Origin of the sequence: Vibrio owensii CAIM 1854 = LMG 25443, from assembly GCF_000817815.1 — a bacterium.
Classification (GTDB): Bacteria; Pseudomonadota; Gammaproteobacteria; order Enterobacterales; family Vibrionaceae; genus Vibrio; species Vibrio owensii.
Genome location: NZ_JPRD01000011.1, coordinates 257,275 through 283,814 on the forward strand (window position 1 = coordinate 257,275; position 26,540 = coordinate 283,814).

A 26,540-nucleotide genomic window follows, 5' to 3' on the forward strand; every position below is an offset into this window, starting at 1 on the left:
AAATGATAAACAGCGCCCACTTCGGCGCTGTTTCACTTTAAGACTTAGACTCAAATGTCCTTGTACTGATACATGTCTTGATCAGCCAGTTCAATCACATCAAGCAGAGACTCGTCACTCGTTCCTTTAGCCACCCCCGTCGTCACACCAACCTCTATGCCATAACGCACTAAAGGTCGTGCAGCGATGCTATCTCGCAAATTGGCAGCAAGCTCCTCTGCAGACTCCAGCGGGCAATGTGGCATAACAACCACAAACTCATCACCACCAAGGCGAATCAACCAATCACTCTGCCTAAAGGTCGACTTCATCATTCTTGCGATATGAATAAGCGCTAGGTCACCCGCTTTATGTCCATAGGTATCATTGATTTGCTTAAACTTTTTACCATCGATAAGAATCACCGAATAGTGTCCATCTTTAAGTGCGTCTTCAAAGTCCTGATCTTCAAATACCTTGCGATTGTACAACTCGGTCAGCTCATCCCGACTAGCACTTTTAATCGCATGCGCTAAGTGATCCCTGTGCTTTATATTGGAAGAGTAAAGGCGGTGATAAGTTCGAACCAAAACCCAAGTCACCAGCAACACCCAAAGGTTATCGATGATCACCTTTACCACAGGCAATTGATAGATCACCACGCTGACGTTATCAAGCGGCAATATTAGCCCTCCAGCGAGATCATAAAACGGGTAATTTGCATGCCCGATAGTGACGTAATAATGCCCGTTCACTTTCTCCGTCGATAAGCTCTGCCCTTCCAAAAACTCATAGTTAACGTGAACTTCAACGACCACATCACCAACGATGCTCCCGTCACTATAAACAGGGCTTGAGATGCTGAATGTCGTTTCTCCTGTCTCGGTATTATTAAAGTTTTCAGAGAAGACAACTCGGTCGGCTAAATCAGAGTCATGCATATTCAAGGTGCAATCGCGAGTTTGACTGCATAAAGCGGGATCGAACATTGAAGGCTCAATAGCAAGGTTGTCCCCTGCTTTCGAGAAGATAAGCTTTTGCCCTGTGTAAGAGCGATAATAAATGTGAACGTTGGGTCTTTCCGCAAGCTCGCGGTTGTACTGATAAAGGTCTTCTAATACGGTGAACGCAATCCTTTCGCTGTGATTGAGCTCGTCATCGTTTAGCGATTTAACTCGTTGCAATTGGTTTATATGATCTGATGTAAGGGAAACTGGAGAATCGTGTTTTAGGTCAGATTGAATTCTCAATCCAGTTAGGACCGCAGTACTTTTGTAGAGCTCCAGATAATTGGCGATAGAAGCAAACTCTTTTTCACTGCGATTGATCGCCCAAAAGCTCATCGAAGAAACGACAGCAACATAGACCAGTAACGAAATGACCAGAGGATTTTTCGACAGTTTAAACAGAAGCATTCTCTACCCTAAGAACTCCATGCATACACTAGGAACTGCACCGAGCCATCCAATTAAAATGCCCTATCATTTGTCCAGACCAATTATATGTAATATTTATATCAGCAGCGTATAGCGCGAAAAATATACATTTGTTAGGTTTTTGTTTATAGGCATATTGCGAAATGCAAATCCGACCAGTGCCTAATTACTGTTAAATCTCTCTATAAGCCATTTAAATTACAGAAATTAATTTTTTTCGTAACGAAGGTAGAAAAATTTGAACTCGATTTCGTATTCACTTTCCATTCATGTACGAGCCGATATAATTTTGCTAACTCTCCGAAAAAGGCTTTGCTATGTCTACATCCTTCACACCACGCAAGCTGCCTGTGCTGCTAGGTTTAGTACCGCTTTTATTGTCTGCACCAAGCTTTGCGTCTCACCATGATCATCATGATGACAAAGACGGTCATGCCATTGTTCGTGACGTCGAAAAACCAGGAACACGAATTGAGTTCGATGAAGATCAGGACGAAGTCTACCGCGCCGTTCAGAAAGGCTATATCCGCCCTTTCTCTGATATGTATGAAGCAGTGGAGAATGATCTGTATGGGCGTATTATTAAAGTAGAACTTGAAGAAGACGATGATGAGTGGGTATACGAGCTGAAAATCCTGTTCAATGACAGCGTAATCAAAGTGGAATACGACGCAGCAACGCTGGAAATGCTCGAAATCAAAGGCCGTAACTTTAATAAAGCACTCAAGCCACAGTAATCAATCATAAATAATCACTAAGCATAATAAGAAGAAAGAATATGAAAATACTTGTTGTCGAAGATGAACCTCGCCTAGGCGAACAGATTTTAGAAACGTTGGAAAACAATGGTTGGGTGCCAGAGCTTTCTCAAGATGGCATCGATGCTTTGTATCGCGCTACTTCTGAAGAATGGGATGCGATCGTACTCGACCTTGGTTTACCAAAACTCGATGGTTTGACGGTTCTAAAAGGCATTCGAGACGAGAACATTAATACACCCGTGGTGATTTTGAGTGCGCGTGACACTCTATCTCAACGTGTTGAAGGTTTGAATGCGGGTGCCGACGACTATCTAACTAAGCCATTTGAAATGGTGGAACTTACTGCACGTCTCCGCGCTCAACTGCGTCGTGCTTCAGGTAACGCATCACCTGTCATGCAGATTGGTGATCTAAGCTTAGATACGCGCTCATCAAAAGTTCTATGGCAAGGCCAAGCTGTCAGCTTAACCGCGCTGGAGTACAAAGTGGTGGCGTACTTCATGCACAACCCTGAAAAAGTCATTTCCCGTACCGAGTTGGTCGAACACATCTATAAGCAAGATTTCGACCGCGACTCAAACACCATTGAAGTGTTCATCGGTCGTATTCGTAAGAAAATCGCACCGAAAATCATCAAGACCGTTCGTGGCTTGGGGTATCAACTGAATGCCGAATAAAGCAAGGCCTTCCATACATGTACTTAAGCGACTCAGTATCAAGAGTCGCTTAGTTTTAGCTGCGGTCGTTTGGCTGACCGCAATGATCCTTGCTGCTGGCGTAACAATCCCTACTCAAGTGTATAGCTACATGGTGGACGACACTCGTTCGCAATTGAATGTTTACATGGACGAAATCGCCGCCCAGCTTGAAGTCGACAGCAAAGGCAAACTCACCCTCCCTACCCAACTTTCAGACCCAAGATTTAGCCGCCCATACAGTGGCTTATACTGGAGCGCTTCTACCGAGACGAGCTTAGAACGCTCTCGCTCTCTGTGGGACAAAAAAATCGAATACAAAGGCTTGGATAAAGATGCTTTTGGCGCGCGCGATGAAAAGCTCATCACGTTGAAGAAGACCCTTTACCTTCCTGATTTTGACGGCCCTATTGATGTCATCATCGGTATCGACGAAGACCCAATTGAGGGCACGATTCAATCTTTAACTGGGCAACTTTGGATTATCTTGGGATTGCTGTTTGCTGGCGTACTCGCCGTTATCTTGCTGCAAATCGCGTGGTCTTTAAGCCCGCTGACCAAGTTACAAAGAGAATTGGCCGAACTGAAATCCGGCAATAAAAAAGGCTTGGAAGAAGAGTACCCGAAAGAGATTTCGCCGTTAATCTCAGACCTCAACGCCCTGCTCTTCCATTATCAAGAACTGCTTGAGCGTGCTCGTAACCATGCCGGGAATTTGTCTCATGCGCTTAAAACGCCGCTTTCGGTTTTGAAAAACGAAGTGCAAACCTTAAAGCCCGAAGAGCAAGATCGCTTGAACGCGCCAATCACGCAGATTCAACAGCACATCGACTATCACTTAGGTCGTGCTCGAATGGCTGGTTCAATGAATATCCTTTCGGTGAAATCGAACCCTTCAGAGCGTGTTGATGCCATTTCGATGGCGTTTGATAAAGTCTATGCACATCGTGATGTCACATTGATTAATGAGCTCGATTCTGAACTGAATGTGGCAGTAGAGAAAACCGACCTTGATGAGATGGTGGGTAACTTGCTAGAAAACGGCTACAAGTGGGCAAACAGCATTATTCGTGTTCATTCAACCTTGGACAAAGACAACATTCATATCGTTATTGAAGACGATGGTCCGGGGATTCCTGCTGAGCAACTATGCCAAGTGATTAAGCGTGGCTACCGACTGGATGAAACCACTCCGGGTTCTGGTTTGGGTTTGAATATCGTGAATGAAATGGCACACAGTTACCGAGGCCAACTTGAACTCTCAGAAAGTAAAATGGGCGGTTTAAAAGCCACCCTTATTTTGCAAAAGAGTCGAGCTTAAATCACACCCGGTGATAACTCTGAAATGGCACTTATCGATGCTTCATCGTTAGGTGCCATTTTTGTATCTGGGCGCTGATTAGATACATTTAAAGCGACTGAAGGCTCGCTAATCAACAATACATTCCCATCTGAGTAATAGTCATGCTTATTGTCCATTGCGACAGGCTGCGCTAACGAATGCAATTCCCCTACTAAGGCTAGGTGACTCATCTCGATTTGATTCGCCAGACGGTCTCTTTCACTGTCTACGTTTGGATCAATCCGGTGCAGCACGGTAACAATACCGGAATAATGCGCTAATTTGAGTCCATCATCATAGCTTATCGCCCCTACCCAAACCGACTGATTTGAGCTTGCCTCGAGCCCTGCTTGCCACCAGCGTATATGAGAGCGTTTAAGTAAGCTTCCTGGTTCTTGAAATGCCATCGCTTGTGGTTTGCCATTCCAAAACAAATCCGACACAGGTGGCAGCTTTTGCTTCAACAAACTCACATAGTCAGACAACTCAATGTCGTTTCTTGAGAATGTTTGATTTTCTAGCCAACCGAGTTCTTGCATTAAGGTTCTCGGTGATTCACCGACGTAGACCAAATTCACGGCCTGAGCGTCAAACACATTGGAACGTCCCGGATACACTTTAAAACCAAGATCGTTAAACGCGATTGGTTGAATCTCAGTGGGCTCGACTTGCAGAACATTATCGTCAGCAAGATAGAAAAAATGACCATAGTTTGCAGCAACCAAACACAGCACTAATGCCGTCAGGGATTTGGTCCATTTGCGTGACCAGTTCTTTTGCCACGCAACAATGGTAAATGTCACAGCCACCAATACCGAAGCGATAAGAAGTTTATGTTCGATTAAGATTAACTTTAGGGAATCCAGTGGCAACCAAGTTTGTAAACCTGAAGCAAGCAAGTATCCAGCAACGACAAATTGCCCAACACCAAGTATCAAACCGATTGATGAACAGACAGTAAAGCGCTTCCAACTCACGTTCACTGAACCCGCCATAAATGGCACGACCCAAGCGACAGGGCCTAGTAGGCGTGCAAAGATCAAAATGACGTTACCACGCTTTTTCATTAACAAGCGACAACGAGCAATTGGGCGCTTCGTCTTAGCTTGCCAACGAATAAGCTTTCTCTGAGCTTTAGAGCCCGAACGTTTACCAATAAAGTAACTGAGTTGATCACCAAGCCAACCACCAATGAGGACGGCGATTACGCCCCAGATGATGCCTTGGTGTAATTGATAGCCCGCAGCGAGCAGAAACGGCTCGCCCGGGACAAAGAGATTAGGTCCAATCGTCGCATCCAGAAATGCCCCGAAGAACAGACTGATCGCTTCCAGCATACAGCCTCCGACGATTATGAGTGTTGATCTTTATAGTGACCGAATTTGTACTCCATTTCGTTGTTGCGCATTTCCCCAAAGAAGAATCGGCGCACATTGGCTTTGAAATAGGTCATGCCCATTTTAAAGAAACCATCTTGCTCCAAACGACGCGGATCGAATTCGAACGTCATTGGTAAAAAGCGGAATCGCCATGTTTTTGAAGCGCGTTTCACGTAATCACAATCTTCGCAAAGCGTAATAGACTCATCAAAGCCGTTGATCTCTTTGTGGGCACGCTTGGTAGAGAAAATGCAAGCACCTACCGCAGTTGGGAATGTGTACTGAGTAATAAACAAACCTGCGTTAAACATGCCATAGCCTAGCTTGTGCGCCATTGGTAAGTCTTTTGCGCCCATATAGACGCCGGCCACTTCTAACTTGGCGTCTTCTAACTTGCTCATTGCACGACTTAGAAAATCGCTTGGCAAACGTACGTCTGCATCCAAGAAAAGAATGCGTTCGTATTTCGCTAATTCTGCCCCCGTGTTACGTCCTAAGCTGACACCACGAGTCTCCATTTGATGAACGGTAAGTTCTGGTAATGAGCTTTCGTAAGCTTGTGCAACTTCACGTGTCGAATCTTCGCTGTTCGAGTCCACCACGATCACTTCAAAGTTCTGGTGAGTTTGTTTGGTTAAGTCCTCAAGTAGTCGACCAATACGTTTTTCTTCATTGAGGGTAATAATCACGATACTGATAGGATTCATAATGTGCTCCATTGAGGTTGTCCGTTTATGTACGATGGAGAATAGAACCGACTGACTTAACGGTTACTGAGGTCAACATTCATTTTGCGTTCATTTTGTGAATAACAGATGTCGTTAATGAATGAATTAACTTGGGAAGAGGATTGAGTCCTAGGCAAATAAAAACGTGCTGACAAAGAGCCAAATAGGTTAAAATCAGCGCAATGCGAACAAAGTTTTGCCGACACCACAAAACAGACACTCTTCTTGACGAAGAATTACTGGCTTTTTGGTGATTTAGGTACAATTTTGGTTGCTGAATGTAGAGCAGGATGATAGTATCCGCGCTCGCTTGAACAGTTCCTGTTTCAAGCTTTACTACGAACACAAGGTCGCATTGTGTTTGTAAAGTTTTATTTTTTACTAATTTGAGAGTAAATACTATGAAATTCGAAGCAGTAGTACGTACTGAACTAGGTAAAGGTGCGAGCCGCCGCCTACGTCACGCTGGCAAATTCCCTGCAGTTGTATACGGCGGTGAAGCAGCAGCAGTTGCTATCGTTCTTAACCACGACGACATCGTTAACCAAATGGACAAGCCTGAGTTCTACGAAGGTATCGTTCTAGTGATCGACGGCGCTGAAGTTAAAGTTAAGCCACAAGACGTTCAACGTCACGCTTACAAGCCAAAAGTTGAGCACATGGACTTCATCCGTATCTAATTCCCTACCAAGGAATTAACGGATAAAATCCAAACCTTTTGCATAAAGATTATCGGACTTACCAACCGAGATATCTAAAAAATTTCAAAACCCCGGAGACTTACCACCTCCGGGGTTTTACTATTTAGGGTAAACATAAATCTCCCCTACACTTAGATTCTGATAAACGACTCTCTATTCAACCAAGCTTTGCATTGGGCATTTCAGTTCAGAGAAATGTGAGCTTAAGCACTAGGTTCGCGCTATATACTTCACCAATGTAACGTCGTTTAGCGTCATATCATCAATAATCTCGGCCTCTTCCTCTCCAGAGCGCACAAAACCGCACTTCTTATAGAAATTCAGCCCCTGCTTATTGGTATCTAACGCCTTAAGGCTAATTTGCATCACAGGCGTTGAGAGCAATCTTGTTTCTAACTCATCAATCAATGCACTGCCTGCACCCTGTCCGTAATATAAAGGGGAAACATAGCAACAGGTTACAATCGCCGTTTTGTCTTCACTTGAATGATTAGGCAATTCATAACTCAGAAAACCGACAATCTCTTTTTGCTTTTCGACAACGATGAGGTTTGCCAGTTGCTCCGTCATCACTCGCGTCCACATTCGTTCTCGACGTTCTCGAGTGAACTGGTCAATATAGCTTTGCGGCATCAACCCTCTGTAAGCAACTTGCCAAGAATCAACGTGTATCTTGGCGATATAACTCGCTTCGTCTCTCACTGCATTTCTAACTGTATATCCCATTGCTCGCCTTTCTCGTTATTCCTGAGTAAACACCCTCTGACGGCTGTACGCTTCAAAACCTAATGACTGGCACAGCTTTATTGAGATCGTATTTTCAATATTTACTCGATACCTAATTGTGCGCTGCCTAGTCTTCACTTCATTAATTAAGTGGCCAAGCAGCCGTTTCCCATAACCTTTCCCTCTCGAATTTGGGGAAACTAATATGGACAAAGACTCGAATGGTTCTTTTCCTTGATAACAGTATGAAGCAAGCACAGCGACCAGTTCTTTGTTGTCGAAGATGCCATAGAAAAAATGGCTATCGAGGTCAAAATCCGCCTTTAAAATATCTTCTTCACTCTCACGACTTAAAAAGGATTCGAGCAACTCACGATCCGACTCAATAGAAAGAGAAATCACTTCGTCGTCTTTGTTGACGTTATCGTCATTAAATAAATAGTAGTCGACATCGTCGTATTCACAGAACAATTGCTTGTTATTTAATTTTCTCTCCAGCTCATCGGTCTGAAAATGTTTAATTCTTTCCCATAAACTTGGAGGACAGGATATATACGTACAGGCATCAGATTGGTATAAAAATACAGCACAAAGATCGGAGAACTTTTGCCAATAATGTGGGTCATAAGAATAGCCGTTGTACAAATTACCGTTCACGTTGAACAGTTTCTGCCATGAGCAATCGATTTCTGCGGCAAGCGCGGTTGTTTTTTTGAGCATCCCTTCCTCTCAACACAGCGTACAGAAAAGTATAACTATTTGTTTCTTTAGCATTAAGAAGACATGAATTTGGCAAAATAATCACCAAAGTTTGCTTTATATCTCACCAAAACGCGTATTGATTCACATAAACAAAATGCATTCAATTAAACCGCTCACACTTTTAATCCAATAATGGGTTAAGCCTTTCCTAAATACGATTTCTGTTTATTTATCGACATGCTTTGCAGCGCCGTAATTTCCCTTATTCAACAAAACTATAAATAAGATGTAGATCACTAAAGTTTCACATTATTTCCGTATATTTCACGCCGTAACAATAACAAAATCACAAAGAAAGGATCCCTTATGAAGTTTTCCAAATCCCTTTTGGTACTTTCGGTCGGTATTGCCATGGCTGGTTGTTCTGATGATGAGACCATTATCGTTCAAGCTCCTGAAGGTGACGTAAATACGTGTTTTACCGCTGAATCATGTACTAAGTTCACGGTTCTCCACACTAACGATAACCACGGTCGTTTTTGGGAAAACAGTAAAGGCGAGTACGGCATGGCTGCACGTAAAACGCTTATCGACTCAATTCGCGCAGAAGTAGAAGCAAATGGTGGTGAAACCATCCTACTATCTGGCGGTGACATCAACACAGGTGTTCCAGAGTCAGATATGCAAGATGCAGTACCAGACTTCGTAGGTATGAACCTTCTTGGTTACGATGCAATGGCTGTGGGTAACCACGAATTTGATAACGCTTTGTCTGTATTGGATATGCAAGCAGAACTAGCAGACTTCCCTATGCTAGCTGCGAACATCTACAAGAAAGATGCAGACGGTAAAGTAACTGACGAACGTTACTTCGACCCTTACCAAGTATTCACAGTAAACGGTTTGAAAGTAGCGGTAATCGGTCTTACAACAAAAGACACAGCGAAACTGGTAAACCCAGACAACGTAGCCACTATCTACTTCGAAGATCCACAAGTTGAAATTCAAAAAGTACTGAGTGAAATTGAGGCAAATGAAGACGTTGATCTAGTATTTGCTACCACGCACATGGGTCACTACCAAGATGGTCAACACGGCAGCGAAGCACCTGGTGACGTTCTACTGGCTCGCTCTGTAAAAGATGGTAAGCTAAACGCAATCATCGGTGGTCACTCACAGAACCCTGTATGTATGGAACCAGGCACTAACGACTACGCAGACTTCAAACCAGGTGATGACTGTATGCCTGATCGCCAAAACGGTACTTGGATCATGCAAGCGCATGAGTGGGGTAAATACGTAGGTCGTGCGGACTTTGAATACTACGATGACAAGCTTCACCTAGCGAGCTACAAGCTGATTCCAGTTAACCTTAAAGCGAAAGATGAAAATGGTGACTACCAATTCATCGGTGAAGAGATCCAACCTGACGCAACAGTGAAATCAACACTGCAGCCATACCAAGACCAAGGTCAAGAACTACTAGACGTAAAAGTTTCTGAGACTAATGGCAAGCTTGAAGGCGACCGCAGCGTTGTTCGTTCTCAACAAACAAACCTTGGCCACTTATTGGGTGAAGCGTACCGTACTTATGAGCTAGTTAACGCTGACTTCGGTGTAATGAACTCAGGTGGTGTACGTGATTCAATCCAAACTGGCGACATCACTTACCGCGACGTACTAACGGTACAACCTTTCGGTAACTTCGTAACTAAAGCAACCATGACGGGTGCAGAGGTGAAAGAGTACCTAGACGTAGTTGCAACTAAATCAGCGGGTTCTGGTGCTTACGCTCAACTGGATAACATCAAACTGACTGTTGACTGTGATGCAAGCGACGTAACAATCACAGACATCAACGGCAAAGGTTTCGATCCAGCAGCGACGTACACCTTCTCTGTAATCAGCTTCAGTGCTGCGGGCGGCGATGACTACCCGATCATTAATGTTGAATCTACTCAAATGACAGATGCATCTGTACTACGTGAGTTCTTCGTTAACAATCCTCAGATTTCTGCCGAGGATTACAACAAAAACCTAGGCAACATCGAGTACTTCAGCAACGGTCAATCAGTAAAAGGTTGTCCTGCTTCTGGTAGCTAATCTATCTAGACATTGTCTACACTTAGACGTTGACAGCCATTCGGTTGCATAACAATCGAAACAAAGGCGTGTCAGACTGACTCTAAGACCAACCGGAGCCCAAGTGGCTCCGGTTTTTTTATTGGCGCTAAATCTCTGATAAAACGCCACCTTCACAAATCGTTCAAAAAATGTTCATTTGTGTTATTGACGCCCCTGTGTGCGGCTTCTATGTTTGATAAGGTCTTTCAAATATGCAGATTCATTAACTGAGTTTTTGGAGTCATTTTTGATTCATGCAGCCAATGATTCTGAGAAAGACGTGAATGGCGTTACAAACACTGCTCTCAAACAATTTGTCTCTCAGACTTCAAACGAAGGCGATGGGCTTCTACGCTCACGCCAATGAGCAGCGATATGAACGCCAATGTGTTCGAACTGCTGCCATCGAGTTCTGGAGGTCAAAAATGAAACGAGCCAGCAACAGCTATAGACTGCAATTAATTAAAGAAGTGGTTACTCGTAGAGAGCGCGAATCGTGTACTGATCCAATGGCAAACTATATCCATCGACTGATGGATGAAATGCCCGCGAGTAAACTAGAGGTTGAACAAAACCACCGCTTTGCCGGGAGTCACTTCGACGAACAAGCAGGAGGCTGGGTAAGCGACCAATGGTCTTTAAAATAACGCCAAACGCTCACTCTTTTGGGCGAGAAAATGGATAGGAACTTCCCGGCTCTTATGGATGAGCCTCTCAGACTGGGCCGGGAATAGTTGTTGAACTGGACAATCAATGGGTAGCTAAGTAGATATATAGCTAAGACAGATTAGATAGCGAAAACCAAATCCAACCATCAGAACAAATCTTGTTGCGGTGACAAATCATCTTTAGGCAGTTCTGCTTTCCCCTTCCCTGCCAGTACTTTTCTTCTATAACGCTGACGACACAACTTAATCACGTGCAACTGCTGCGCTGGGGTAAAGCTCAGCCAATTAAACCGCTCTTCTCTTTTACGCATACATCCTTTGCAATAGCCCTTTTCGTCTGAGGTACACACTCCGACACAAGGACTTGGGACGGTAAAAAACTCCAGTTGCTCCATGCTCAACCCGTTCTTTAGTTATCTCATCAAGACCCGATTCGCTTATAGTCGAATAACTGTAAGAAATTTCGAAGTTTTCTGTGAATTTCAATACCGGGAATGGGATCTCTGTTATAAAATACGCTGTGTTTAAAAACATACGAAACCATAACCGTATGCTGACAAAAACAGTGTTTTATTACCTATACTTACCACGTTTTCTAAAAACGGAGTCAATAAAATGAAGCTTAGCCTAAAAACGTTAGTAGCAGCAATCTCTCTTCCAGTTCTAATGACTGCATGCGCTAGCAACGGTGATAATGTGAAAGAAATTACGGCTCAGGATCTACAGCACCATAACTGGGAGCTGGTTCAAATCGATGGCAAAAACATCGCATTGGAAGAACAACAAAAAGCCCCTCGTCTAGAAATCGGTGAAAACCTAACGGCGAACGGCAACGCAGGTTGTAACAACTTCTTCGGTCAAGCTGAACTGAAAGACAACCAACTACGCATTGAAAAAATGGGCATGACCATGATGATGTGTGTAGGCGATCAAATGAAGATTGAAAAAGTAATGTCTGAAACGCTTTCTGATTGGAGCGACGTTACTCTGACTGACCAAGGTCTAGTACTTAAAAACGCAGATCATGAACTAACGTTCACACTGCGTGAATGGGTAAACTAATCATAACTTGAGTTTTAGAGCGGTTTTAAAACCTTAGTGTGTAAACCAATCGCCTCTAAATACATAAGTTCCTAAAAAAGCAGCCTTTTGGCTGCTTTTTTGTTTCTAGTGTCCCATACCTTGTTTAGCAAGCTTTTCCGGGTCATCATAAATCGCATGGCGATCAATCATATCCAGCGTTGCTTCATTCATTCCTCTCACAGCGACAATAGAGCCACCTTTTCGGAACTTGATGATCGCTTTATCTAATGCAGATATTGCCGTGATATCCCAGAAGTGCGCATCAGATAAATCTATCGTGATGTACTTAGTCGCATTCTCAAAATCAAACATATCGGTAAAGCTGTAAGCAGAAGCAAAAAAGATCTGACCGTGTACTTTGTGAATCGTATGGTCATTATCAATGATGACCTCATCCGATACCTTCATTAAGGTGCGACTTTGATTCACATAAAACACACACGCAAGTAAAACGCCGACTAACACGCCAATTGCGAGGTTATGAGTCGCAACAACAGCAATGACGGTGGACACCATGATCACGTTAGTTGGTAAACTGTGCTTACGCATCTCAGCAAGAGAGCGCCAAGAAAACGTACTGATAGAAACCATGATCATCACAGCAACCAAAGCAGCCATCGGTATTTGCTTAAGGTAATCTCCTAAGAACACCACCATAATCAGTAAAAACACACCTGCACAAAGCGTAGACAAACGTGTTCTACCACCAGATTGAATGTTGATCATCGATTGACCAATCATCGCGCATCCGGCCATGCCACCAAACAGTGACGCCACCATATTAGCAATGCCCTGCCCTTTACACTCATCATTCTTTTCGCTTTCCGTATCAGTGAGCTCATCAACGATCGATGCCGTCATAAGAGACTCCAGCACACCAACAATGGCGAGTGCTAACGAATACGGGAAAATTATTTGGAGCGTTTCAAGGTTGAAGGGAATATCGGGAATCATGAACACAGGGAGCGAATCGGGCAAATCCCCCATATCTCCAACTGTTCGGATATCGATATCAAACATCAACGCAATCACCGTCACCGAGATAATGCACACCAATGGAGAAGGCAGCATTTTTCCGATTTTAGGTAAGTATGGAAACAGATAAATAATGGCTAATCCTAACGCAGTCAGCGCATAAACTGGCCAAGAAACGTTCGTCAGTTCAGGCAGTTGAGCCATAAAGATCAAGATAGCCAAAGCGTTAACGAATCCCGTCATAATCGACTTGGATACAAAACGCATTAGGTCCCCTAGTCTCAAATACCCAATCAATAATTGAAGCACACCAGCGAAAAAAGAAGCCGCTAACAGATACTGCAAACCATGATCTTTGACTAAGGTGGTCATTAATAGCGCCATCGCTCCTGTCGCAGCGGAAATCATTCCGGACCTTGAGCCTGTGAACGCAATAACGACGCATATTGAAAACGAGGCGTATAGACCAACTTTAGGGTCTAATCCCGCGATAATAGAGAATGCGATAGCTTCTGGTATAAGTGCCAGCGCTACAACAACTCCTGATAAACAATCTCCTTTAACATTGTTGAACCAAGTATCTTTTATCTTTTGTAAATTTAAACATAAATCTCTCATAAACGTATTGCCTTAGTTGGTGCATTGCGCACGGTGAAGGGAGTGATGCAAACGCATCTGAGAGATCGTTCTAAGGCGGACTAATGAGCAAAAAGCACCTTCCTTTTCCTGTTGATGAGCCGAAAAATGAGGGCAAACAGCGAGTGCAGCCCTCAAAAGAAGTGTGCTTTATATCACTATAAAAATGTAAATTGTAATCAATTCTTACAAAACGAAGTCAATAATCCTACAGAAAGCCACAAAAAAACGCCTCACAAAGGAAGCGTTCTTATCATCTCTATGCCTTACAGGATAAGGGATTATCTCACCAACCGTTTTTAGAATGACTGCTGAGAGTAACCTTCTCCATCAAAGCCACTTAATTGCTCATAAGCTTTGGAAAGAATGGCAATACCAACAATCGTGACAAAGAAGCTTAAAAGACTCATCAGGAAAGGAAGCTGTAAAAACGCAAGTGGGGACATAGCCAAACCAAACAGAAGCGGCACAATAACCACAACACTCATCATGTATCAGGTATGGCCTTTAGTAAGATTCCACGCGTAAGGAAAAGAAACACCTTTACCAATCGCGATGGCAGGAAAAACCAAGACTAATCGGCAACACACAACGCTTAACGCTAATAGCGCGATAGCTGCAAGGACAAGATTAATCATCGCGAAAATCGCAGCCACTGCGACCACCGCCACGGTCATGGCCAAGTAGTGGCCGATAAACCACATTTCGATTTTTCCAAACGTGAAACGTCCCCACTGTGGCACAGACTGAGGGCCTTTCAAAATGATGCTGTGAACGTTGATTGCAACGATTGCAGATAAAAGAGCCATCAGGATCTGAACAAGAATAGGAGCGACATCCCCTTGCGCTGAGTTCAAAACAAGATCCAGCATCAAAGAAAGGAGAATGGGTAACGCCGTTGCTTTCGCAATAGCCTGTTTATTTGCACTCAATGATGAGAAAGCGCTTTTTACGGTATCGACAAACATAGTTGGATTCTAATTAAGAGTAAGGTTTATTCTGGTTACTGATGTTATCTTCCAGATACTAAATGAGCAAACCTTTCCCTAATTATCATTGAGTTACCGTAGTTACTTCGATCTGAATAGATTCATTGACCCACAATTATGCGCTTTGTTCACCAAATACGGCTTTGTTAGATTAAATGTCCAACTTTACGAATCAGTACAGCAAGGCTTTCCGCTTCGAGTTTCTTCATCACGTTAGAACGGTGCACTTCAATTGTTCGCAGAGAAACACACAACAAATCCGCCATCTCTTGGTTTTTCATTCCTTTCACCACTAAGCCAAGCACTTCTCTTTCGCGCTTAGTCAGATTCTGTAGAACTTGTTTTGCACCAAGCTTTTCACAGTTTTTGATCGACTGTGCCATCGCATCGTCTACGGCGACCACCAGAGCGTTGCCATCAACGGGCTTTTGGAAGAAATCTAACGCGCCATCTTTGAGCGCATCCACCGCCATCGGGATGTCACCATGTCCTGTCAAGTAAATCACACTGATTGGACTGAATTTCTCGTTCATGAAGTGGTGAACATCTTGGCCTCTCATCTCTGGCATGCGGCTATCAAGCAAAACACAACCGGGTGATGATAAATCGGCATTATCGAGAAACGCCATCCCGCTAGAGAAAGTCTCAACCTCATAACCATAGCTTTCCAACATAAACGCCATGGATTCCAATACTGGCTCTTCATCATCAACGATATAGAGCGGACAAAGGTTACGACTCATGACAAGCCTCCTGATACGGTAATACAATGGTCACCTGACACCCCGTTGGCTCAATTGACCTAAATTGAATGCTGCCTTGGTGGGCATCAAGCACATCACGACAAATCGCCAAACCTAAACCCAACCCATTCTCTTTGGTGGTGTAGAAGGCTTGGTCAAGTGGCGTGCTCTCTTCTTCAATACCAATTCCGTTATCGGTCACATCAATGATGACCATCTCATCACAAAAACTAACGTGCAGATCCACGTACAAATCTTTTCGTTTCGGTGAATGGCTCAAACAGGCGTCTTTAGCATTGTTCAGAACATTAAGAATGACTTGCTGCAAACCGGTAACGTCAGCAAACACTTTTTGCGGTTCGCCGGAGTACAGCACACCAAGTTGGATACGATGACGCTGAAATTCGTAATCCACCAGCTTCATCGCTTCTTCGATTAAGAAAGGTAAATCTACCCAGCTCTTTTCAATCGGCGTTTTGTTTATCAAGCTACGAAGACGCTGAATAATATCGCTCGCGGACGTAACTTGTTGCTGAATCTTATCGAGGATTGGCGACATTTCTTCTGCTGTCGCGCCCCGCTCCATTCGCACTTTCGCGCCCTGACTGTAATTCTTGATTGCTGCAAGCGGTTGATTGATTTCGTGCGCGAGGCTACTTCCTAACTCACCAACAATGGTAATTCGCTGAGCATGTTCAAGCATCGAGCTCTTACGACGCAAATCGTTCATCGTTGCTTGCAGCTCTTCTCGGCTCCGTTTGAATTTCCACTCCAACCAGAAGTGATAGCCCGTTAATAGCAACAAAGTCAGTAAAGAGGCCATCGCAATCGCTTGGTTCTTATGCAGCCACTCTTGTGCTTTTTGCCCCCAAGATTTTTGTAATGGGTGCATGTCTAAGTGCTTGTAGACTTTATCAACATTGATGCTCGGCGCTGGCAACATCCATCCCACATTATTCGCAGCAACCGCTGCTGGGTGCTCTTCAGGCATTGCGAATAAGGTTTGCGCCACCATTTGTCCCACATCCGCAGGCGCTCGCTCTGTCATTGCCATCGTCCAGTTTGGATACAAAGGTGTACTCACCGCACAAACAGAATCGGCAGGACGTTTTTCATTTAGAACGCGCAGGTTATGCAGCTGAATACGCCCCTCTTTCGCCATGTTCTCCAGAGTACAAGCTGGCACGATCGCGACATCGAGATCATTCTTGATCACGTCCAAAATCAGTTGATCAGTCGGCGGGCCAGTAAAGTGGATCTTTTCGAAGAAAGAAGAGTTGAAGTAACCCAATTTATCTAGCTCGTAGCGCAGGGCTAAGAATCCACCAAACGCTTTTTCTGATACTGCCGCAACGTTCGCTTTATTGATGTCACGTAGCGTTTTGTACGGTGAAGCTTCACGCACCACCACAACAGATGCGATCGATTTGTTCGGCAAATTACTGTAGGCGGTTTTCTGCGTTGCCAACCAGTTGATTGGGTACTCGCGAGCAAGTTTGGTCGCCTGTCCCGGACTGGTCAGGATGAAATCGAGCCAACCGTGTAAAAACGCGTCTTCAAGTTGGTCAAAGTCGTAAGTATGTAAGTTGAATTTATAACCAGGATTTTGAGCCTCTAACCAATCTAAAGTCGGTTGCCATGCTTCTCGCGCATGTGCGTGCCCGCGCAGTGCTAAAACGCCAACATCATAGTCTGTTCTATTCGCTTTTTGTTCACTAGCAAACCCAAAAGAGGTAAAGAAAAAGAGGAGAGTACAAATGAAAAGAATTAACTTTTGAGAATAATTATCAATCACTTACGAGATACTACCAAAACACGGTTGTGGCACATTTTAGCACCACTCCCCCCTACTACTTTGTTGCTTTAGATCAATCCCACATCATTATTGTGGGAAACCACAATATCGTCATTTAAACGTTTTCCTCAGAATGCCTTACCCATAAAGGGGTAGAGCACATTTTATCTGTTTCAAGCCATGAACATCTCTAACGAATAAAAAACGTTCATGTCAGCAACTCCCCTTCAAAAGCATTCTAACTGTCGAAAAATCGAAGTTTCGACAGAAAAACTTAAAATTAAAATATGGAAGCAACTCATGAAAAAATCGACGATTGCGTTGGGTGTGTTGGCGGCTGTCGCAGCTGTTGGCTACTCAGCTTACAATACGATGTTCTCAGCTGAAGCAGTGACAGTGGATGCCGCAGCACAAGAGCAAAAGTTCACTGAATACGCTCACCCAGAGCACTTCATCTCTGCACAACAACTGAAATCGCTGATGGACAGTGATAAAGACGTGGTTGTGATCGGCGCGCTAAACCCTATCAAGCCAGACAGCCCTATCTCTGGCTCTTACACTATGTGGCGTAACGATTACTCTGCGGCAGAAGGCGTTTACGATTTCGGCGGTATGAGCAACAGCACAGAAGAGATGGAGACCATCTTAGGTAGCTTCGGTGCAACCACTGACAGCACAATCGTCGTTTACGCGGCAGGCTCTCACCACGATGCTGCGCGTCTTTACTGGCAAATCCATAACCTTGGTCACCAAGACGTTCGTTACCTAGACGGTGGCTTAAACGCTTGGATGGGCGCAGGTTTCCCAACTGGCTCTGCAAACCAAAGCGTTGCAGCGGTTGAATACAAAGCTCCGAACACGAAACAAGACAACAACACACTAGCAACGCTAGACATGGTTATCGCAGCACAAAACAACCCTGATTGGGTGATCCTAGATACGCGCGGCAACGACGAATTTAGCGGTGAAGTAGCGGTGTCTGGCGCATACGGTCCGGGCACTATCCCAAGCAGTGTTCACATTAACTGGACCAAAGCGTTGAACGAAGACACAACGCTGAAATCAGCAGAAGAACTGCAAGCCCTTTACGGCGACATCATCAAAGGCAAGAAAGTTATCGCTTACTGCCAATCTGGTGTTCGCTCTGCCCACACCACCATGATTCTTACTGAAGTATTAGGTGCAGAAGGCGTCTACAACTACGACGGCTCATGGATCGAGTACAGCCATGCTCACTACGAGCAGAAGAATCCTGAAGTGAACGTTATCAACGGCAAGAGCTAATCAACACGGAAACCGCAGTTAATGAACAATGTAATTTTTAGCCAAAAGCTATACGACACCGCGCAAATGATTGTCGATGGCTGTATGGGTGATGCCGATCCGGCATGCCAAACCGCATGTCCAATGCACACAGACGTAAAACAATACGTTCGCATGGCAGGCGAAGGTGATTTCCAAGGTGCTTTGGATCTGATCCGCAGCAAACTATTCCTACCTCAAACGCTTGGCCGCATCTGTGCACACCCTTGTGAGGCTTCTTGTCGTCGTAACACTGAATTCGGTCAGCCAATCAGCGTTGCAGGCATCAAACGCTTCGTTGCAGAAAAACTGGATAACCAAGATCACTGGGATCTTAACATCGCGCCCCTAACCAACAAGCACATCGCGATCGTGGGTGCAGGCCCTGCTGGCGCGCAGGCAGCTATTGAGCTTCGTCGTCAAGGCCACGAAGTAACAATTTATGAAAAGCTAGACGTATACGGCGGCATGATGCGTGTGGGTATCCCTGAATACCGTCTACCACGCGACGTTATCGACTTCGAATACAGCTACTTAGCAATGCTAGGTGTGACGACTCGTTTCGGCGTTGAAATCGGCAAAGACATCAGCTTCGACACTCTACGTAGCGAACACGATGCTGTGATTCTGGCTCACGGTGCACACGTAGGCTCTATCATTCCGCTACCAGGTCACGACAACGACGGCGTGTTCTCTGCGGTTGAGTACTTGAAAGAGATTTCTGAAACTCGCCAATTCCCACGTGCAGGCAAACGCGTGATGGTTATCGGCGGCGGTGACGTGGCAATGGACTGCGCGCGCTCTTCATGGCGTATCGGTGCAAGCGACGTTTACCAATGTTCGCTTGAGAGCCTAGAGAATCTACCTGCAAGCCAAATCGAAATCGACGAGTCGCTAGAAGAAGGCGTCGAGTTCAACGCAGGTTGGGGCCCAGTTGCTATCGAACATGAAAACGGCAAAGTAACCGGCATCACTATCAAGAAAGTAGTGTCTATCTTTGATGCGCAAGGCAACTTTGCACCTCAGTACAGCGAAGAAAGCAAAACTATCTCTGTGGATACGGTTATTTTCGCTACGGGTCAAGTTGTGGCTGACATCACTGGCGGCGCACTGGAACAAACTCGCGGCGGCCGTTACGTAGTCGATAAACAAACGCTAGCTTCTAGCCTAGAAGACGTCTTCGTAGCCGGTGACGCGTGTGGCGGTAACATCGTGATTGAAGCGATGGCATTAGGTCGCAAAGCCGCAATGAGTGTTGAGCGTTTCCTAACGACTCGCCCACTGACTGAAGGTCGCGACTTCGAGCAAGAATACAGCTACTCATCTCGTCTAGACGTGCCACTACCAAAAGGTACGGTAGATACCCCTCGCCTACACGGTGAATTGCGTAACGCTGAAGAGCGTAAGCAAGATTTTGCACAAGTGGATTTAGGCTTTACTGAAGAACAAATCAAACAAGAAGCATCTCGCTGTCTGCAATGTAGCTGCAAGCTATGTATGACCGAGTGCATCATGATGAACGACTTCAGTGACTGTCCAAAGACCATCTTCTCTGACTTTGTGAACAACAAGTCAATGGACCCACTGATGGCTTACTCATGTAACGCCTGTGACCAGTGCACCATCGTATGTCCGAAAGACTTCCCTATGAAGGAAATGTTCCTAGGCGCACGTGCTGACTTTGTTAAGGCAAACAATGGTGAATCACCAATGCCGGGTCACAAAGCAATCAATATGCACCAGAAGCTGGGCTTCTCAAAAATCTTCACTATGGCAAAACGAGCGGTATCGACAAAATGAGTAATAAAGTATTTATGCCAGGATGCAGCTTGCCATCCTACTCACCAGAAGGCGTAGCAGCAATTGCGAGCTACTTAAAAGAAGTGTACCCAGACATGGGCGCAGTGCAGAAGTGTTGTGGTAAACCAACCGCTGCTATTGGGCAAACTGAGAAGTTCAAAGAGCGTTACGGCCAGCTTCAAGCGGACTTCGATAAGCTAGACGCACAAGAAGTCATTGTGGCGTGTCAAAGCTGCTACGGCATGATCAAGAAATCTGGTGGCACACAAAAACCGGTTTCATTGTGGAAACTGCTTCCAGAAATCGGTCTGCCAGAAGCGCTACGCGGTAAAGCGAAAAACAGTGACGTGGTATTTACCATTCACGACTCTTGCTCTACTCGCTACGAAAAAGAGCTGCAAGACGGTATCCGCTGGATCTTGAACGAGCTTGGCTACAAAACCTCAGAACCAGAACACACACGTGAAAACACACGCTGTTGTGGTTTCGGCGGCATGGTAGTGCCAGCAAACCCAGACGTCGCAACACGCGTAATCAAACGCCGCGTGGAAGAGTTTGAGACAGACTACGTTGTGGTTTACTGCTCGGCTTGTCGCGCATCCATGATGGGTGTTGGTACGAAATCTTGGCACATTCTGGATCTGATGTTCGGCCCTGTAATCATGCAAGGTGATGAGCCGCCAGTAAACGTGCTCGCTAGCCCTGTGAAAGCTTGGTTCAACCGCTACAAATCTAAAGCGGGCCTAATCAAGTGTATGTCTGTGTAGATGTGTCTCTGTAGCTACGCTTTTGTAGCTACATCTTTTTAATTATTAGGTTTAAGTGAAGTTGAACTTATGAAATTCGTAAAAATCGCTCTTATTGTTGCTGTTATCGCTCTCGCTCTATTTGCAGCAAAACAAACTGGCATCCTTGAAATCATCACAGACATCAAGAGCCTACAAGATTGGATCGCAAGCTTTGGCGTTTGGGGTTACGCGGTATTCGTAGCTGCATTCGTGTTTGCGTGTGTTTTCCTACTACCAGGCAGTGCGTTCACCATCGTAGCGGGTATCGTATTTGGCCCAATCAAAGGCGGTATCTTAGCACTGTTCTCTGCAACGCTTGGCGCGGTGGCGGCATTCATCGTAGCGCGCTTCCTGCTTCGTAACACCATCATGAAGAAGTTTGGCGATAACCCAATCTTCAAGAAAATCGACGATGGCGTAGCAGCAAACGGCACAAGCTTCTTGATCCTGACGCGTCTCGTGCCTGTATTCCCATTCAGCCTACAGAACTACGCTTACGGTCTAACCAGCCTCAACCTTGGCACTTACGCTCTGGTTTCTCTACTAACAATGGCACCAGGCGCATTCATCTTCGCTTACATGGCGGGTGATATTGCGACAAACGGTGTGTCTGCGATGCTACTAGTGAAGTTTGCGGTTGCGGGTCTTATCCTGTTTGGCATGTCTCTGATTCCAAAATACATCGCGAAGAAAAAAGGCATCAACATGGAAGAATTAGCGAAGTAATCCGGTCTATCCATTATTGACGCCAAAAGAGTGCGACTTATCGGGAGTTGCACTCTTTTCATTCTTACTAATTTGCTCACAGTTTGTGCCTCTTTTGGCGACTTTTAAAACCAAAAACTGACGCGAATTGGTATGACCTCACAAGGCGAATAATTCTATGAAACTATTATCAAATTCGCGTTGATAATAAAGCGAGATAGATTACTATCCATGTAGAGGGAACGGAGCGTTCAGCCTGTTTATACCCCTATGTTGAGTATTGAAAATAGACGTTTTTCATCACATAGGCGAACAAAGCTCCAAAATGAAAACAAAGATAAAGAAACACGGATTACGTATGAAAAAGCTACTTAGCACCATTGGCATTTTAGCCACCACTTTTGCCACCTCCTCTTATGCCACTTCTCACTCCGAAGAATGGCAAAAAATCGAACAACAAGCCGACGGTCAGACTATTTATTTCCATGCTTGGGGTGGTAGCCAAGAGATCAACCGCTATATCCAATGGGCAGGCAAAGAGCTTAAATCTCGCTACAACGTGACGCTTAACCACGTAAAAGTCACCGACATTTCTGAAACCACCACTCGTCTTATCGCAGAAAAAGCCGCAGGGAAGAACAGCGGTGGCAGCGTAGATATGGTTTGGATTAATGGTGAAAACTTTAAATCAATGAAAGACAACCAACTGCTGTTTGGTCCTTTTGTTGATGGTCTACCAAGTTGGCAATATGTCGATAAAACACTACCGGTAGATGTCGATTTTTCAGAACCGACTGATGGCCTTGAAGCGCCATGGGGTGTCGGCCAACTTGTTTTTATCTACGATGAAGAGACGCTCAACAACCCGCCAAGTTCTTACGCAGAAATGCTAAGTTACGCAAAAGCGTTTCCTAACCGCCTTACTTACCCTCGCCCACCAGAGTTCCATGGCACTAGCTTCATTAAATCTCTGCTCATTGAGTTAAGTAACAACGATCCTGCACTGCAAAAACCAGTGACCGACGAAGCATTCAAAACCGTTACGCAGCCTCTATGGGCTTACTTAGATGAATTCCACACTGTTGCATGGCGTGGCGGTAAACAGTTCCCTGGCGGAACAGCAGAAACCGTACAACTGCTAGATGATGGTCAGATTGACCTAGCTGTCACGTTCAACCCGAACGCGGTTTTCTCAGCACAATCAAGCGGTAACCTAGCAGAAAGTACCAAAGCATACGCAATGGACGCTGGCGCATTGTCGAACATCCACTTCTTAGCGATTCCTTGGAACGCAAATGCCAGTGCAGGCGCGCAAGTTGCTATAAACTTTTTATTGAGCCCTGAAGCACAATCTCGCAAAGGTGATATCAACATCTGGGGTGATCCTTCAGTGCTAAGCAGCCAGTACCTAACCGGCACGGCTAAGAATACTCAACAGTTCAAATCTATCGCGGAGCCACATCCAAGCTGGCAAGCAGCGTTAGAAAAAGAATGGCTGAAACGCTACGGAAATTAATACACACCCATGTTAAGAGCGCTGTATCTAGTTATTATCGCAGTTTGTATATTACCAACCATCCCGGGACTACTCGGGGTGGTGGTGTCTGCGCTCGGCTATGTACCCCCTATCGGTTTGCACCACTTTTCACTGGATGGCTTTCATGCTGTGTTTGACTGGGAAGGTGTGTGGACGTCGATTGGACTGACTTTCTATTCCGCCATTTTCAGCAGCTACCTTGCTTGTTTGATCACTTTCGCGATTCTTCAAGCCTCATGGGGTAGCAAGTTCTGGCGCAAGATTGAAATGAGTCTGTCCCCTCTTCTTGCAATGCCGCATGTCGCGTTTGCTATTGGTTTCGCTTTTCTATTCGCACCAACAGGTATGGGTGTTCGCGTGCTCAATCAATTGTTTGGTTACGATCCAAATGCGCAAACAGTGAATGACTTAGCATTGTTGATCAAAGACCCACACGCACTGGGTTTGATCGTCATGCTTGCCATTAAAGAAGTGCCGTTTTTATTGTTGATGAGCATTCCTATTCTTCAGCAACTAAAAGTTGAGAAGATTGAAAAAGTCAGTCATTCGATGGGTTACAGTTCCGCGCAAGCGTGGTGGAAATGTGTTTTCCCACAATGGTTAGCGAAACTGCGTTTCCCAATGTTGGCTGTTCTGGCTTACAGCTTATCCGTTGTGGATGTGGCGCTAATTATCGGTCCAACCAACCCTCCTACGTTTGCAGTGTTGGTATGGCAGTGGTTTAACGATCCTGATTTGTCACTCCTACCAAGAGCAGCGGCGGGAGCGGTGGTGCTGTTTGCCATTGCGAGCCTCTTGATTGGTTTTGCACGACTCGTCGAATGGAGCGTTACCAAAGGCTTCAAACGCTGGCAATACTCCGGCCGTAGCGGCTTCCGCTTACCGGGTAAAACCTTGTTCTCTATGATTGCCCTACTCGCACTGCTAATGGTGCCTTTGATGGTGGTATGGAGCTTTGCACAGCGTTGGCGTTTTCCTGACTTATTACCAAGCCGCTATAGCTTACGTTTTTGGGAATACGAGTGGCAAAGCATTCTTGGCACGCTAGAGCAAAGCATGTTGATTGCAGTTATCAGTGCATCTGTTGCCCTCGTATTGGCGCTGATCGCTCATGAGTACCGCCTACGCTACCGTTGGCAGGTGCCGGGTTACATCATCGCTGTGCCTATGTTGATCCCACAGCTTTCTGTGTTGTTTGGTATGCAGGTCGCTACTCTGTATCTCGACAGCAATGCGTATTTCTTCTGGGTGTGCTGGGCACATGTCTTCTTCGCTTTCCCATTCGTTTACCTGTCATTGGATGGGCCTTGGCGCAGCTTCGACAACGGTTTGACTCGTGTCGCTCTTAGCCTTGGTAAATCACCAATGCAAGCTTGGTTGAAAGTGAAGTTGCCGATTCTTCTGCCTGCCATTGCCTTTGCTTGGGCTGTGGGTATTAGTGTGAGCTTGGCGCAATACCTACCAACACTCGTGCTGGGCGCAGGTCGCATCAGCACAATAACAACAGAAGCGGTAGCCCTCTCAAGTGGCTTCGACCGTCGTGTCACCGCGATTTACGCAATTTGGCAAGCGCTCTTGCCGTTAATGTTCTTCTCTTTTGCGATTCTACTTAGTCGTTTACACGTCAAGTATCGCCGGTTGTCTATTAAAGGTTTACTACCGAATGAGTCTTTGTCTCGAAAACCTCGCCATCCGTAAAACCAATGGCGACACTCTTTTCTCTGCGTTCAACATGACCGTAAAGAAAGGTGAAATTGTTACCCTGATGGGCCCAAGCGGCTGTGGAAAATCCACCTTGTTGGATGCGATTGCTGGTCACCTGTCTTCCGAGTTCGACTATTCAGGCTCAATCACGCTCGATAACGAAAAGCTGGATGCTTTACCTGCACACAAACGTCAGGTGGGTATTCTGTTCCAAGATGACTTGCTCTTCCCGCACCTCACCGTGTGGGAGAATCTGGCCTTCGCGCTACCCGATTCAATCAAAGGCGCAGAGCGCAAAGAGCGTGCAATGCAGGCTTTGAAGCACATCTCGCTAACTAAACTTGCAGAGTCTTTCCCTGATCAAATCTCTGGCGGCCAGCGCGCACGTATTGCTCTCACCCGCATGTTATTGGCAAAACCGAAAGTTGCCCTACTCGATGAGCCATACAGCAAGCTCGATAAAGATCTGCGCGTACAGTTTCGCAATTGGGTTGTGGAGCAACTTCAACAAGCCCACATTCCTGCATTAATGGTGACTCACGATGAGGATGATATTCCTGAGGGCAGTCGCTGCCTGAACTGGCCTTGGGAGACAAGCCATGCTTGATAGCCTGAGTATCAAAATCATTAAGTGGCCATTGGCACAAAGCGCAAAACTCATTGATAGATGTGGCGTGACAGCTAACCAAACCACCTTGTTTGGCTTCGCCCTTGGCTGTTTTGCCTTACCTGCATTGATGGCAGAGCAATACACGCTTGCATTGGCGTTTATTCTACTGAATCGAATCTGTGATGGATTGGATGGTGCTTTAGCGAGGATTCAAGGCATCACCGATGCGGGCGGCTTCCTTGATATAAGCTTAGATTTCTTGTTCTATTCTCTGATTCCATTTGGCTTTGTACTAGCAAACCCAGAACAAAACGCTGTCGCGGGCGCGTTCTTGATCTTCTCGTTTATTGGTACAGGAAGCAGCTTCTTAGCATTTGCGATCATGGCGGGTAAACGTGGTATCGATAACCCTGTCTACAAGCACAAATCTCTGTACTACATGAGCGGCCTGACAGAAGGCACAGAGACCATAGGTTGCTTCGTGCTGTTCTGTTTGTTCCCGCAACATTTTGCCGTGATTGCGTACATCTTTGGTGCAGCATGTTGGTTTACTACTTTTACGCGTATTTACTCCGGGTTTCATACGCTGAAACCGTAAACAAAACTTCAAGAGAGATTCCTGATTGCAACGA

General features: G+C 45.3%; 26 protein-coding genes. 15 read left to right on the forward strand and 11 right to left on the reverse strand.

All coding sequences use genetic code 11. The features are described 5' to 3' along the window. Positions 1-50 precede the first annotated feature (50 nt). Positions 51-1,394, reverse strand: a complete 1,344-nt coding sequence (locus H735_RS06275; protein ID WP_020194905.1) for a GGDEF domain-containing protein — start codon at positions 1,392-1,394, stop codon at positions 51-53. Positions 1,395-1,732: 338 nt separating this feature from the next. Between H735_RS06275 and H735_RS06280 the strand changes: the two genes are divergently transcribed. The 3 genes from H735_RS06280 to H735_RS06290 are packed head-to-tail and all read left to right on the forward strand — an operon-like array spanning position 1,733 to position 4,192. After that, entirely contained in the window at positions 1,733-2,152 is a 420-nt protein-coding gene (locus H735_RS06280; protein WP_005442271.1) for a PepSY domain-containing protein, read from the forward strand. Positions 2,153-2,193: 41 nt separating this feature from the next. Next, positions 2,194-2,853 carry a response regulator transcription factor gene (locus H735_RS06285; RefSeq protein WP_005442273.1) on the forward strand — a complete coding sequence of 220 codons (660 nt, stop codon included), beginning with the start codon at positions 2,194-2,196 and terminating at the stop codon, positions 2,851-2,853. After that, positions 2,843-4,192 (forward strand): ATP-binding protein, encoded by a 1,350-nt coding sequence (locus H735_RS06290; RefSeq protein WP_027726590.1) that lies wholly within the window; start codon positions 2,843-2,845, stop codon positions 4,190-4,192. The genes H735_RS06285 and H735_RS06290 overlap by 11 nt, the downstream gene beginning before the upstream one ends. Here H735_RS06290 and H735_RS06295 read toward each other — a convergent pair. Then, positions 4,189-5,550, reverse strand: coding sequence for an LssY C-terminal domain-containing protein (locus H735_RS06295; protein ID WP_020194907.1), 1,362 nt, complete (start codon positions 5,548-5,550; stop codon positions 4,189-4,191). The genes H735_RS06290 and H735_RS06295 overlap by 4 nt on opposite strands. Positions 5,551-5,564: 14 nt before the next feature. Continuing rightward, entirely contained in the window at positions 5,565-6,299 is a 735-nt protein-coding gene (locus tag H735_RS06300; protein ID WP_020194908.1) for a glycosyltransferase family 2 protein, read from the reverse strand. A 422-nt stretch (positions 6,300-6,721) separates the two neighbouring features. Between H735_RS06300 and rplY the strand changes: the two genes are divergently transcribed. Continuing rightward, positions 6,722-7,000, forward strand: coding sequence for a 50S ribosomal protein L25 (gene rplY, locus H735_RS06305; RefSeq protein WP_005442281.1), 279 nt, complete (start codon positions 6,722-6,724; stop codon positions 6,998-7,000). Positions 7,001-7,231: 231 nt separating this feature from the next. Here the strand turns inward: rplY and H735_RS06310 are convergent, their stop codons facing one another. Both H735_RS06310 and H735_RS06315 read right to left on the reverse strand, forming a co-directional pair. Continuing rightward, on the reverse strand, positions 7,232-7,747 hold the full coding sequence (locus tag H735_RS06310; protein WP_020194909.1) for a GNAT family N-acetyltransferase: 516 nt from the start codon (positions 7,745-7,747) through the stop codon (positions 7,232-7,234). 15 nt (positions 7,748-7,762) lie between these two features. Beyond that, a complete protein-coding gene (locus H735_RS06315) occupies positions 7,763-8,467 on the reverse strand; it encodes a GNAT family N-acetyltransferase (protein ID WP_020194910.1) in 705 nt (234 codons plus the stop codon). A gap of 348 nt (positions 8,468-8,815) precedes the next feature. On the opposite strand from H735_RS06315, the gene ushA reads away from it, so the two are divergent. Both ushA and H735_RS06325 read left to right on the forward strand, forming a co-directional pair. Continuing rightward, a complete protein-coding gene (gene ushA, locus H735_RS06320) occupies positions 8,816-10,552 on the forward strand; it encodes a bifunctional UDP-sugar hydrolase/5'-nucleotidase UshA (RefSeq protein WP_020194911.1) in 1,737 nt (578 codons plus the stop codon). Between the two features lie 446 nt (positions 10,553-10,998). Then, on the forward strand, positions 10,999-11,220 hold the full coding sequence (locus H735_RS06325) for a hypothetical protein (protein WP_009705808.1): 222 nt from the start codon (positions 10,999-11,001) through the stop codon (positions 11,218-11,220). Between the two features lie 167 nt (positions 11,221-11,387). Here the strand turns inward: H735_RS06325 and H735_RS06330 are convergent, their stop codons facing one another. Further along, a complete protein-coding gene (locus tag H735_RS06330) occupies positions 11,388-11,636 on the reverse strand; it encodes a DUF1289 domain-containing protein (RefSeq protein WP_020194912.1) in 249 nt (82 codons plus the stop codon). A gap of 220 nt (positions 11,637-11,856) precedes the next feature. Here H735_RS06330 and H735_RS06335 point away from each other — a divergent pair, with 220 nt between their 5' ends. Further along, positions 11,857-12,303 (forward strand): META domain-containing protein, encoded by a 447-nt coding sequence (locus H735_RS06335; RefSeq protein ID WP_020194913.1) that lies wholly within the window; start codon positions 11,857-11,859, stop codon positions 12,301-12,303. A 105-nt stretch (positions 12,304-12,408) separates the two neighbouring features. Here the strand turns inward: H735_RS06335 and H735_RS06340 are convergent, their stop codons facing one another. The 5 genes from H735_RS06340 to H735_RS06355 all read right to left on the reverse strand — a co-directional run bounded on the left by H735_RS06340 (position 12,409) and on the right by H735_RS06355 (position 17,462). After that, a complete protein-coding gene (locus tag H735_RS06340; RefSeq protein ID WP_027726591.1) occupies positions 12,409-13,917 on the reverse strand; it encodes a SulP family inorganic anion transporter in 1,509 nt (502 codons plus the stop codon). Positions 13,918-14,234: 317 nt separating this feature from the next. After that, a complete protein-coding gene (locus H735_RS31590) occupies positions 14,235-14,426 on the reverse strand; it encodes a hypothetical protein (RefSeq protein WP_020194915.1) in 192 nt (63 codons plus the stop codon). A gap of 3 nt (positions 14,427-14,429) precedes the next feature. Further along, positions 14,430-14,903 carry a hypothetical protein gene (locus tag H735_RS06345; protein WP_020194916.1) on the reverse strand — a complete coding sequence of 158 codons (474 nt, stop codon included), beginning with the start codon at positions 14,901-14,903 and terminating at the stop codon, positions 14,430-14,432. Positions 14,904-15,070: 167 nt separating this feature from the next. Continuing rightward, positions 15,071-15,667: a response regulator transcription factor gene (locus tag H735_RS06350; RefSeq protein WP_005442298.1), complete on the reverse strand. Its 597-nt coding sequence runs from the start codon at positions 15,665-15,667 to the stop codon at positions 15,071-15,073. Then, entirely contained in the window at positions 15,657-17,462 is a 1,806-nt protein-coding gene (locus tag H735_RS06355; RefSeq protein WP_020194917.1) for a sensor histidine kinase, read from the reverse strand. Before H735_RS06355 ends, H735_RS06350 begins: the two co-directional genes overlap by 11 nt. A gap of 300 nt (positions 17,463-17,762) precedes the next feature. Here H735_RS06355 and H735_RS06360 point away from each other — a divergent pair, with 300 nt between their 5' ends. The 8 genes from H735_RS06360 (at position 17,763) to H735_RS06395 (ending at position 26,506) form a co-directional block, all read left to right on the forward strand. After that, entirely contained in the window at positions 17,763-18,746 is a 984-nt protein-coding gene (locus H735_RS06360; RefSeq protein WP_009705802.1) for a sulfurtransferase, read from the forward strand. Positions 18,747-18,767: 21 nt separating this feature from the next. Next, positions 18,768-20,564, forward strand: coding sequence for an FAD-dependent oxidoreductase (locus tag H735_RS06365; RefSeq protein ID WP_020194918.1), 1,797 nt, complete (start codon positions 18,768-18,770; stop codon positions 20,562-20,564). Continuing rightward, a complete protein-coding gene (locus H735_RS06370) occupies positions 20,561-21,331 on the forward strand; it encodes a heterodisulfide reductase-related iron-sulfur binding cluster (RefSeq protein WP_005442306.1) in 771 nt (256 codons plus the stop codon). The genes H735_RS06365 and H735_RS06370 overlap by 4 nt, the downstream gene beginning before the upstream one ends. A 69-nt stretch (positions 21,332-21,400) precedes the next feature. Next, entirely contained in the window at positions 21,401-22,078 is a 678-nt protein-coding gene (locus tag H735_RS06375; RefSeq protein ID WP_005442307.1) for a TVP38/TMEM64 family protein, read from the forward strand. 337 nt (positions 22,079-22,415) lie between these two features. Further along, the gene (locus tag H735_RS06380; RefSeq protein ID WP_020194919.1) at positions 22,416-23,573 is read left to right on the forward strand and encodes an ABC transporter substrate-binding protein; all 1,158 of its coding nucleotides are present in this window, start codon (positions 22,416-22,418) and stop codon (positions 23,571-23,573) included. 9 nt (positions 23,574-23,582) lie between these two features. Beyond that, a complete protein-coding gene (locus H735_RS06385; RefSeq protein WP_020194920.1) occupies positions 23,583-25,292 on the forward strand; it encodes an ABC transporter permease in 1,710 nt (569 codons plus the stop codon). Then, a complete protein-coding gene (locus tag H735_RS06390) occupies positions 25,258-25,905 on the forward strand; it encodes an ATP-binding cassette domain-containing protein (RefSeq protein WP_020194921.1) in 648 nt (215 codons plus the stop codon). Before H735_RS06385 ends, H735_RS06390 begins: the two co-directional genes overlap by 35 nt. Beyond that, positions 25,898-26,506, forward strand: coding sequence for a CDP-alcohol phosphatidyltransferase family protein (locus H735_RS06395; RefSeq protein ID WP_020194922.1), 609 nt, complete (start codon positions 25,898-25,900; stop codon positions 26,504-26,506). The genes H735_RS06390 and H735_RS06395 overlap by 8 nt, the downstream gene beginning before the upstream one ends. Positions 26,507-26,540 lie beyond the last annotated feature (34 nt).